The organism is Georgenia satyanarayanai (assembly GCF_009193135.1).
Lineage (GTDB): Bacteria > Actinomycetota > Actinomycetes > Actinomycetales > Actinomycetaceae > Oceanitalea > Oceanitalea satyanarayanai.
In genome coordinates, this window is record NZ_VUKC01000022.1 from 31,606 (window position 1) to 42,225 (window position 10,620).

Here is a 10,620-nt window from a genome sequence, read left to right on the forward strand (position 1 = left end):
CCAGACCCCTGACGTCGCACCGCCGCGCCGCCAGGTACACCATGTGAAAGAGAGGACAACGTGGACTTCTCCGAGATCTTCCTGCCCGAGGTGCTGGGCACGGCGACCCTCATCCTCCTGGGATGCGGCGTCGTCGCCAACCACCTCCTTCCGAACAGCAAGGGCCAGGGCGGCGGGTGGCTGCTCATCAACTTCGGCTGGGGCCTGGCTGTCTTCGCCGGCGTGTTCGTCGCGTACTCCACCGGCGCCCACATCAACCCCGCCGTGACGGTCGGCCTGTGGGCCTCCGGCTCGGACTTCTTCCCCGGCAACGAGGAGCTCGGCCTGCCGGTCATCGAGGCCACGGCCGGCAACGCGCTCGTCTACTTCGCCGCCCAGCTGCTCGGTGCCTTCATCGGTGCCGTCCTCGCCTGGCTGGCCTACAAGAAGCACTTCGACCGGGAGGCGCCGGCGGCCGCCAAGCTCGGCGTCTTCTCGACCGGCCCGGAGATCCGCAGCTACGGCTGGAACGTCGTCACCGAGGTCATCGCGACCTTCGTGCTCGTCTTCGTCATCGTCGCCTTCGGCTTCACGCCCTCGGGTCTCGGGCCGCTCGCCGTGGCCCTGCTCGTCGTCGGCATCGGTGCCAGCCTCGGTGGCCCGACCGGGTACGCCATCAACCCGGCGCGCGACCTCGGCCCCCGCATCGCCCACGCGGTCCTCCCGATCCGCGGGAAGGGCTCCAGCGACTGGGGCTACTCGTGGGTGCCGGTCGTCGGACCCCTCATCGGCGGCGCCCTCGGTGGTCTCGCCGCCGCCAACATCCTGTGACCCCCTCCCGGCTCAACGAAAGGACCCGACATGGCTGACTACGTCCTCGCCATCGACCAGGGCACGACCAGCACCCGCGCGATCGTCTTCGACCACGCGGGCACCGTGCACTCCACCGGGCAGATGGAGCACGAGCAGATCTTCCCGCGCGCCGGCTGGGTGGAGCACGACCCCGTCGAGATCTGGCGCAACGTCCGGGAGGTCGTGAGCCTGGCGCTGTCCCGCGGCGACCTCACCCACCGCAACCTCGCCGCCGTCGGCATCACCAACCAGCGTGAGACCACCGTCGTGTGGGAGAAGAGCACGGGCAAGCCCGTCTACAACGCGATCGTCTGGCAGGACACCCGCACCCAGAAGATCGTCGACGAGCTCGCCGGTGACGAGGGGCCGGAGAAGTACAAGAAGACCGTGGGCCTGCCCCTCGCCACGTACTTCGCCGGGCCGAAGGTCAAGTGGATCCTCGACAACGTCGACGGCGCCCGGGAGAAGGCCGAGGCCGGCGAGCTGCTCTTCGGCACCACCGACTCGTGGGTGCTGTGGAACATGACCGGCGGGCCCAACGGCGGCGTCCACGTCACCGACGTCACCAACGCCTCGCGCACCATGCTCATGAACATCGACTCGCTCACCTGGAACGAGGACATCGCGGCGGACATGGGCATCCCCCTGTCGATGCTCCCCGAGATCCGCTCCTCCTCCGAGGTCTACGGCGAGGGCCGTGAGGGCGGCTTCGTGCCCGGCGTGCCGATCGCCGGCATCCTCGGTGACCAGCAGGCGGCGACCTTCGGGCAGGCGGCCTTCGAGGTCGGCAGCGCGAAGAACACCTACGGCACCGGCAACTTCCTGCTCCTCAACACCGGGACCGAGCTCGTCCACAGCGAGAACGGGCTGCTCACCACGGTCGGCTACAAGATCGGTGACCAGCCGCAGGTGTACTGCCTCGAGGGCTCGATCGCCGTCACCGGCTCCCTCGTGCAGTGGCTTCGCGACAACCTCGGGATCATCAAGAGTGCTCCCGAGATCGAGGAGCTCGCCGCGACGGTGGACGACAACGGCGGGGCGTACTTCGTCCCGGCGTTCTCCGGCCTCTTCGCGCCGTACTGGCGGTCCGACGCGCGTGGCGCGCTCGTCGGCCTCACCCGGTACGTCAACAAGGGCCACATCGCGCGGGCCGTCCTCGAGGCGACGGCCTACCAGTCCCGCGAGGTCGTCGACGCGATGAACGCCGACTCCGGGGTGGACCTCAAGGAGCTCAAGGTCGACGGCGGCATGGTCGCCAACGAGCAGCTCATGCAGTTCCAGGCCGACATCCTCGGCGTCGACGTCGTGCGGCCGAAGGTCACCGAGACGACGGCGCTCGGCGCCGCCTACGCCGCCGGCATCGCGGTCGGCTTCTGGAACGGTGAGCAGGACGTCGTCGACAACTGGGGTGAGGACAAGCGCTGGACCCCGTCGATGGACGAGGCCGAGCGCGAGCGCCTGTACCGCAACTGGAAGAAGGCCGTGACGAAGACCTTCGACTGGGTCGACGAGGACGTCGACTGACCCGACGCCCACCCGGGACGGGGCCACTGCCGCAGCCGGCAGTGGCCCCGTCCGTCGTTCGGGGGCGCTGGGCTGGACGTGACACCGGGGCCCGTCCCACGGGCTGGGACGGGCCCCGGGAGGTGGTTGGACCTTCAACCGGCGTGGCGTAGCGTCGTCGACGTCGGGGCACGCACCGTGCCCGAACGATCGCGGCGCCCGCCGCGAGCTGGGGAGGACCACCATGACCGTGCACACGAGTGTCAGGCCGCACCTCGCGCCGAGCACCACCGTGTCCATGTGTCGGCGCGCCGCGGCGTGCATGTGTTGTTGTCCTGCCTGAGGCGTTGATCCCGCGGGCCGCTGAGCCCGCCTCCGCCCACGAGCGTCGCCCGCTGCGGCGCTGACCTCCCGTCGTCCCCCGGCCGTGCGCACGCCACCGCCGGGAGGAGAGCGCGGGAGCGCACCCCTACATGCTGCGGCGCTGCCGCGTACCCAGGAGCACCCGTGACCACCACCGCCCACCGCCCGCCCACCGCCCGCGAGGACCTCGTCGGCGCCCTCGCCGAGCTCGACCCGGCCACGGCCGCGGCCCGCCTGGCCAAGCCCGAGGCCGTCGAGCACACCCAGCGCGCCCACGACCACCTCTTCACCGACCCTGGCCGCCTGTCCCCCGCGCTGCGCCGGGCGCTGGCTGCGCGCGTCGCCGAGCAGCACGGCGCGCCGGTGCTCGCGCAGGAGCACCGGCGCCACGACCCGGTCGACCTCACCGTCGCCACCGCCGACGAGTCCGTCGCCGCGCTCGTGCGTCACGCGGACCTCCTGTCCCTCGCGCCCGCGGTCGTCACCCCCGACGACGTCGCCGCGCTCACCGCCGTCGGCCTCGACGCGGACGGCATCGTCCTCCTGTCCCAGGTCGTCGCCGTCACCGCCTACGAGGCGCGCCTGGTCACCGGGCTACGGCTGCTCGCCGGCCACGACGACGCCGCCACCGCGGCGCCGGCGGCGGACCTGCCCGCCCGCGACAAGTACGCCCCGGACCTCGCGCCGGGCGGGCTGCCCGTGCCCCGCGCCTACACCCGCGAGATCCTCGGCTGGCTGCCCTGGGTGGAGCCGATCCCCGCGGCGCAGCTGACCGACGAGCACCGCGCCGCCTTCGCCGGCAAGAGCGACGGCGCCTACTTCCGTCTCCTCGCCCGCGAGACCGCCGTGCTCGCCGCCCGCACGCAGATCGACCACGCCGTCTTCCTCACCCGGGTGGGCCTGCCGCGGGCCGAGCGCGAGCTCGCCGCCGCGGTGACGAGCAAGGTCAACGACTGCATCTTCTGCGCCTCGGTCCACGCCCGGAAGGCCGCGCAGCTGAGCAGGCGCCCCGACGACGTCGACCGTCTCCTCGCCGCCGACGTCCCCCGCGGCCCCGGCTGGGCGCCGTCCGACCTGTCGGCGCTGAGCGCCGGCCAGGACGAGCGGTGGGCCGCGGTCATCGACCTCTCCGCCGCCCTGGCCGCGTCGCCGTCGCGGGCCACCGCCGCGCACGTCGACCGGCTGCGCGCGCTCGGCCTCGAGCCCGTGGAGCTCGTCGACCTCGTCGCCTCGGTCGCGTTCTTCTCCTGGGCCAACCGCCTCATGCTCACCCTCGGCGAGCCCCACCTCCCCGCCGGCACCCCCACCCCTCCCGCCGACAGCCCACTTCTCGCCGACAGCCGAGTTGTCGCCCACAGCCGACCTGTCGCCCACAGCCGACCTGTCGCCGACAGCCGACCTGTCGCCGACAGCCGAGTTACCGACGACAGCCGAGCTACCGACACCACCGGAGAGACCCGATGACCCGCACCACCCGCACCGCCGCCGCCCTCCTCGCCTCGGCCCTCACGCTGGCGGCCTGCGGCCAGGTCGAGGTCGCCGGCTCCGGCGACGCCGCCGACCCCGCCGCCACCACCGGCGCGACCGACGGCACCGGCGAGATCACCGTCGTCGACGACCAGGACCGCGAGGTGACGATCGAGGGCCCGGTGGAGCGCGCCGTCGTCGCCCTGTCCTACAACAACGAGTTCGTCGAGGCGATCGGCGCGGGCGACCGGGTCGTCGGCGTCGACCGCGGCACCGTGCAGCGCGCTCCCTACCTCGGGCTCACCGAGGAGGACGTCGTCGGGGAGAGCATCGGCGAGCTCAACTACGAGGCGATCGTCGCCCTCGACCCGGACGTCGCGATCATCCCCCGCAACGGTGCCTGGCAGGAGGCGGCGGAGCGGCTCGAGGAATTCGACATCCCGGTCGTCGTCGTCACGTCGTGGGACGTCGACGTCTTCGCGGAGACGATCGACCTGCTCGGAGAGGTCTTCGACGAGCCGGAGGGCGCGCAGGCCGTGCGCGACTTCCACGACGAGATCGTCACCGCCGTCGAGGACAGCGTCGCGGGCCTCGAGCCCGTCCCGGTGTACTGGGAGACCGACCAGCCCTACATCACCGCCCTGCCCGGCTCCGGCTTCGACCAGGTCATCACCGGCGCCGGCGGCACGAACGTCTTCGGCGACATCACCGGCGGCGACGCCCAGCACGAGATCACCGTCGACCCGGCCGCCGTCGTCGAGCGGGACCCGGCCGTCGTCGTCCACGAGATGCCGCCCTCGGCCGAGCCGTACCCCGCCGGCGCGGTCGCCGAGATCGTCACCGGGATCCCCGCGCGGCCGGGCTGGTCCGGGATCGGCGCCGTCGAGGACGGTGAGGTCTACGTGACGAACGGGTGGGCGACGTCGGGGCTCGCCAAGGCGATCGCCACCGCCTACCTCGCCACCTGGCTGCACCCGGAGGCGACGGCCGACCTCGACCCGGCCGGCTACCTCGAGCGCTGGGCCACCGAGTTCCAGGGCGTCTCCGACTACCCGGGCGAGGACGCCTACGTCTCCGCCGGGGGCGGGCAGTGACCGCCCGTACCGCCGCCCGCCCTCCCGCCGACAGCCGACTTACCGCCGACAGCCGACCTACCGACGCCGGCCCGGGTCCCCGCGGCCTGCGGCGGGCGCTGGGCAACCACCGCCTGCTCGTGCTCGTCGTGTCGGTGGTGGTGACCGTCGCCGTCGTCGCCGGCTCGACGGCGGTGGGCACCTCCGGGGTGACCGTCGCGGACGCGATGCGCATCCTGTGGCTGCGCGTGGCCGGCGGGACCATCGAGCCGGAGTTCGTCCAGTCCTACGCGATCGTCGCCGACCTGCGCCTGCCCCGCGCGCTGCTGGCCCTGGCCGCCGGCGCCGCACTGTCGGTGGCCGGCGCCGTCATGCAGGGCCTGCTGCGCAACCCGCTCGTCAGCCCCTTCACCCTCGGGGTCTCCCCGGCGGCGGCCTTCGGCGCGTCGCTGGCGATCCTCCTCGGCGGCGGCGGGGTGGCCTCGTCCAACCCGCTCGTCATCCTCTCCGCGCTCGCCTGCGCGGGGGTCGTGACGATGCTCGTCCTCGGCCTCGCCTCCGCGCGGAAGATGGCGGTGGCGACGCTGCTGCTCCTCGGCATCGCCGTCACCCAGCTCTTCGAGGCGCTGACCGCCGGCCTGCAGTACATCGCCAACGAGAACACCCTCCAGGCGATCGTGCGCTGGACCCTCGGCTCGGTCAACGACGCGTCGTGGACCGAGGTCCGGGTGATGGGCGCCGTCGTCGTCGTGCTCCTCCCGCTGCTCCTGTGGTTCGCCAAGGACATGAACGCGATCGCCTTCGCCGGCGACGACGCCGCCCGCTCCCTCGGCGTCAACGTCACCGTCGTGCGGGTCGGGCTCATCCTCGTGTCGGTGCTGCTCGCGTCCGTCGCGGTGTCGCTGTGCGGGGTCATCGGCTTCGTCGGGCTCGTCGGGCCGCACATCGCCCGGCTCATCATCGGCGCCAACCACCAGTACCTGCTGCCGATGTCGGCGCTGTCGGGTGGCGTGCTCCTCGTCGCGGCGGACACGATCGGGCGCACGGTCGTGGCGCCGTCGGTCGTGCCCGTGGGGATCGTCGTCGCGATGCTCGGCGCGCCCGTCTTCATCTACCTCATCATGACGCGGAGGGCCTCGAAGTGACTGCAGTCCAGGACCGGGCGACGACGGTGGCCTCGGCTGCCGTGGCCGCGGCGCCACCCGCCGCGCTGAGCATCCGCGACGTCGCGTTCGCCTACGGCAGGCACCAGGTGCTGCGCGGCATCGACCTCGACGTCGCGGCGGGGACGCTGTGCGCGCTGCTCGGGCCCAACGGCTCGGGCAAGTCGACGCTGACGAAGATCCTCGCCGGCGTGCTGCGGACGAAGCAGGGCGCGGTACGGCTCGGGGACCGCGACCTGCTGGCGATGAAGCCACGCGAGCGGGCCAAGGTCGTGGCCTACGTGCCGCAGTCCAGCGAGGTGCCCTTCGAGCTCACCGTCCGCGAGGCCGTGACGCTGGGCCGGACCCCGCACATGGGCATGCGGCCCTCGGCCGAGGACCTGGCGGTGGTCGAGGACTCGATCGCGCGGCTCGGGCTGGCCGAGCTCGCCGAGCGGCGGCTCTCGGACATGTCCGGCGGGCAGGCCCAGCGCGTGCTCATCGCCCGGGCGCTGGCCCAGCGGCCGCGGGTGCTGCTGCTCGACGAGCCGACCTCCGCCCTCGACCTGCGCTACCAGGTGGAGACACTGCAGATCGTGCGACAGGTGGCGCGCGAGGAGGGGGTCGCGGCGCTCATCGCGATCCACGACCTCAACCACGCGGCGACCTTCTGCCAGCAGGTCGTGCTCCTCAGCGGCGGCCGGCTCGTGGCCGACGGCCCCGCGCCCGAGGCCTACGACGCCGAGCTGCTCGGTGAGGTCTACGGGCTGCCGGTCGAGGTCCTCCACGACGCCGGCCAGACCCAGGTCCGCCCCGTTCTGGCCAAGGACGCCCTCGCATGACCCAGTCCCACACCCCCTCCCCCGCCGACAGCCGACTTGTCACCGACAGCCGACTTCCCGCCGACAGCCGACTTACCGCCGACAGCCGACTTCCCGCCGACAGCCGACTTCCCGCCGACAGCCGACTTCCCGCCGACAGCCGACTTACCGACGACAGCCGACTTACCGACGACGACGACGCCGACGTCGACCTCGTCATCGTCGGTGGCGGCCCGCGTGCGGTGTCCGTCGTCGAACGGCTCACGGCTCGGGGCACGTCGGAGCGGCCGCTGCGGGTCGTCGTCGTCGACCGCTTCGAGGTGGGCGCCGGCGCCACCTGGCGCACGGACCAGAACCCGCAGCTGCTCAACAACACCTACAGCGCACACACGACGATCTACCCGGACGACTCCACCCCGATGTCCGGACCGGTGACGCCCGGGCCGAACCTCGTCGAATGGGCACGCGACGTGGTCGCCGGGCTCCCGCGCACGACGGCGCCGCCGTCCGCCGGCTGGAGCGCTGGCCCCCGGCCGGACTGGGTCGCCGAGGAGGCCGCCGCCGTCCAGCCGTGGTCCTACCCGACCCGACGCCTGCAGGGCGTCTACTTCCGCGAGCAGCTCGAGGCGATCCTCGCCCGTGGCGGCGTGGAGCTGACCGCGGTCGTGGGCACCGTCGTCGACATCGAGGCGTCGACAGGTCAGCTCCCGGCGACAAGTCAGCTCTCGGCGACAAGTCAGCTCTCGGCGACAAGTCGGCTCTCGGCGGGAGGGCGAGCGGGAGAGGGAGAGGGGGCGGCAGCGGCGGCGGCGGGGACGCGCGTCGTGCGGCTCGCGGACGGGCGGGGGTTCTCCGCAGCCGCCGTCGTCCTCGCCCAGGGGATGATCCAGGCCGGGCGCTCCCGGCAGACCGAGGAGCGCGTCGCCGCCGCCGAGGACCAGGGGCTCGTCTACGTCGAGCCGGGCATGCCCGCCGAGCGGGACTGGGACGCCGTGCCGGGCGGGCAGGACGTCGTCGTCGCCGGGCTCGGGGCGAACTTCTTCGACGTCGTCGCGGTCCTCACCGCCGGCCGCGGAGGCCGCTTCGTCCCCGCCGGCTCCCCCTTCGACCTCACCTACCTGCCCTCGGGGCGGGAGCCGCGGCTGCTCGTCGGCTCGCGCCGCGGGCTGCCCTACCGCTCGAAGTCCTGGTACGGCGGCCTCCCACCGCGTTACGCGCCGCGGCTGGCCACCCCCGAGTGGTTCGCGGCCGCCGCGAGGATCCCCGACCAGGACTTCACCCGCGACGTCTGGCCCCAGCTCGCCCGCGAACTCGTCGTCGCGCACCTCACCACGCTCCTGCGCCACCACCCCGCCACCGTTCCCACGCTCACCGCCGACGACGGCGAGCTCCCGGCGGTCCTGCTCGCCCGGATCGCGGCCGCGGACGTGACCGAGCTGGACGACCTCGTCCGGGACGTCGTCGTCGATCCGGCCCGCCGGCTCGAGGTCGACCGCCTCGACCGGCCCGATGTCCGCCTCCCGTCACCCGAGGCGTGGCGGGCGTGGACCGAGCGCTGGGTCGCGGCGGAGCACGAGTCGATCACCCGGCCGCTCGCCAGCCCGCGCGCGGAGGTCAACCGGGCGATGGCCCTGCTGCGCGGGCAGGTCGCCGGGCTCGTGCGCGCCGGAGCGATCCACCCGGCGTCGGCCATCCGCGACGTCAACGGCTGGTTCGGTGCGCTCGGCCTCGCGCTGGCGTCCGGCCCGCCGCCGGAGCGCACGGCGCAGCTGCTCGCGCTCGTCCGGGCCGGCGTCGTCGAGCTTCTCGGCGAGGGGCTCTCCGTCACCGTGGAGCGCGGGCGCTTCGTCGCCCGCTCCCAGGTGATCGGGCGCGAGCACCGGGTGCGGACCGTCGTCGAGACCCGCATGTCCAAGGGCCACGCCGACGTCACCGACGACCCGCTGCTGCGCTCGCTCCTCGACTCCGGCCGCGCCCGCCTCCACGCGCGCACCGGCCCCGACGGCACGGTGGCCGCGACGCGGACCCTGGACGTGACACCCGAGGACTTCCACCTCCTCGACGCCGCGGGCCGACCCGACCCCCGGGTCGTCGTCATCGGCATCCCGGCCGGTGACGTGCAGCCGGGCTCGGCGATCGGGGCGACGCCCGGGGTGCCCTCGCCGCTCATCTCCGGCGCCGACCGGGCCGCCGCGCGGGTGCTTGCACTGGTGAGGGAGCCGGTGCCGGTCGGCTGATCCGACCGGCGGGAGGACCGCTGTCAGCGGCGGGGCGGTCGCTCGGGGCGAAGCGCTCCGCGGTGACGGCCGAGATGAGCCCGGTCGCGTCGCCCGGGCGGAGGTCCGTCCGCCTCACCCCCCACCACGACGAGTGTCTCCGAGACGAACGGTGCCGCTCGGCCGCTACCCGCTCCCGCTCATGGACGAGGTCCACTGGATCCTTGGGCGACCCCGGAGCCGCGAACCACCGTCCAGGCCGTCTCGGCCCGACAGGAACGCGCCTTCCCGTCATCGCGGCAGCATTCCCTTCGGCCGTTGAGGTGAGGTGCTCGGCGACCACACCGTCGCTACCCCTGGTCGGCCACACCAGGAAAGCGGTGCGCGCCAGCCCAGGCCAGCCACCTCGCCCACGTACAGGCCGTTCAGGCCACCCCCGGCGGCCCTCCGCTCCCAGATCTCGGGCAAGGATCGGTCGTTCTGCCGATATCGGGCCCCATTCGCTGGTGCTCCAATGAAGGCACCGACCCGAGCCCGGAGCGGTGTGATCACCAGGACGAGGAGGAGACATGAGGGCAGTGGTCTATGAGGGGCCCCGGAAGGTCAGCGTCCTGGACGTGCCGGACGCGCGGATCGAGCGGCCGACCGACGTCCTGGTGAGGGTCACGTCGGCGAACATCTGCGGCTCGGATCTACACATGTACGAGGGCCGGACGGACTTCGAGCCGGGCCGCTGGTTCGGGCACGAGAACCTGGGCCAGGTGGTCGAGGTCGGCGACGGCGTGGGCAAGGTCCAGGTCGGCGACTGGGTCGTGCTCCCGTTCAACATTGCCTGCGGGCACTGCAAGAACTGCGAGCGCCAGCTGACGAACTACTGCCTGACCGCACAGCCGTAGCCGAGCATGGCCGGCGCTGCGTACGGGTTCGCGGACATGGGCCCCTACGGCGGGGGACAGGCCGAGCTGCTGCGTGTGCCCTGGGGTGACTTCAACTGTCTGCGGCTGGGCGAGGACGCCGAGGAGCGCCAGACCGATTACGTGATGCTCGCCGACATCTTCCCCACGGGTTACCACGCCACTGTCTCGTGCCGGGTTTAGTGGAGGCTCGGAACTGACGCTTCGGCCTTCACCGGGGCGTTGATCTGACGGTAGTAGGTTGCTTCGAGCTCGGCGGGTGGGAGGAGGCCGATCTCGCCGTGCAGGCG

Annotated in this window: 7 protein-coding genes and 1 pseudogene; all 8 read left to right on the forward strand. The window is 73.1% G+C overall.

Annotated features, from left to right (window positions below; translation table 11 throughout):
• The first annotated feature begins 60 nt into the window (after window positions 1-60).
• Window positions 61-810, forward strand: coding sequence for an MIP/aquaporin family protein (locus tag GD632_RS15590; RefSeq protein WP_152193135.1), 750 nt, complete (start codon window positions 61-63; stop codon window positions 808-810).
• Window positions 811-840: 30 nt separating this feature from the next.
• A complete protein-coding gene (gene glpK, locus GD632_RS15595; RefSeq protein ID WP_152193136.1) occupies window positions 841-2,355 on the forward strand; it encodes a glycerol kinase GlpK in 1,515 nt (504 codons plus the stop codon).
• Between the two features lie 486 nt (window positions 2,356-2,841).
• Window positions 2,842-4,161, forward strand: a complete 1,320-nt coding sequence (locus GD632_RS15600) for a peroxidase-related enzyme (protein ID WP_152193137.1) — start codon at window positions 2,842-2,844, stop codon at window positions 4,159-4,161.
• Entirely contained in the window at window positions 4,158-5,258 is a 1,101-nt protein-coding gene (locus tag GD632_RS15605) for an ABC transporter substrate-binding protein (RefSeq protein WP_152193138.1), read from the forward strand. The genes GD632_RS15600 and GD632_RS15605 overlap by 4 nt, the downstream gene beginning before the upstream one ends.
• The gene (locus GD632_RS15610) at window positions 5,255-6,382 is read left to right on the forward strand and encodes a FecCD family ABC transporter permease (protein ID WP_226924928.1); all 1,128 of its coding nucleotides are present in this window, start codon (window positions 5,255-5,257) and stop codon (window positions 6,380-6,382) included. Before GD632_RS15605 ends, GD632_RS15610 begins: the two co-directional genes overlap by 4 nt.
• Window positions 6,379-7,221, forward strand: coding sequence for an ABC transporter ATP-binding protein (locus GD632_RS15615; RefSeq protein ID WP_226924929.1), 843 nt, complete (start codon window positions 6,379-6,381; stop codon window positions 7,219-7,221). Before GD632_RS15610 ends, GD632_RS15615 begins: the two co-directional genes overlap by 4 nt.
• Window positions 7,218-9,437 (forward strand): FAD/NAD(P)-binding protein, encoded by a 2,220-nt coding sequence (locus GD632_RS15620; RefSeq protein ID WP_152193139.1) that lies wholly within the window; start codon window positions 7,218-7,220, stop codon window positions 9,435-9,437. Before GD632_RS15615 ends, GD632_RS15620 begins: the two co-directional genes overlap by 4 nt.
• A 548-nt stretch (window positions 9,438-9,985) precedes the next feature.
• Window positions 9,986-10,495 (forward strand): annotated as a pseudogene (locus GD632_RS16535) (alcohol dehydrogenase catalytic domain-containing protein); the annotation flags it as partial.
• Window positions 10,496-10,620 lie beyond the last annotated feature (125 nt).

What these genes read in the sequence shown, in the direction of transcription:
- glpK (WP_152193136.1), top strand. Translation starts at nt 841, where the DNA reads ATGGCTGACTACGTCCTCGCCATCGACCAGGGCACGACCAGCACCCGC.
- GD632_RS15605 (WP_152193138.1), top strand. Translation starts at nt 4,158, where the DNA reads ATGACCCGCACCACCCGCACCGCCGCCGCCCTCCTCGCCTCGGCCCTC.
- GD632_RS15620 (WP_152193139.1), top strand. Translation starts at nt 7,218, where the DNA reads ATGACCCAGTCCCACACCCCCTCCCCCGCCGACAGCCGACTTGTCACC.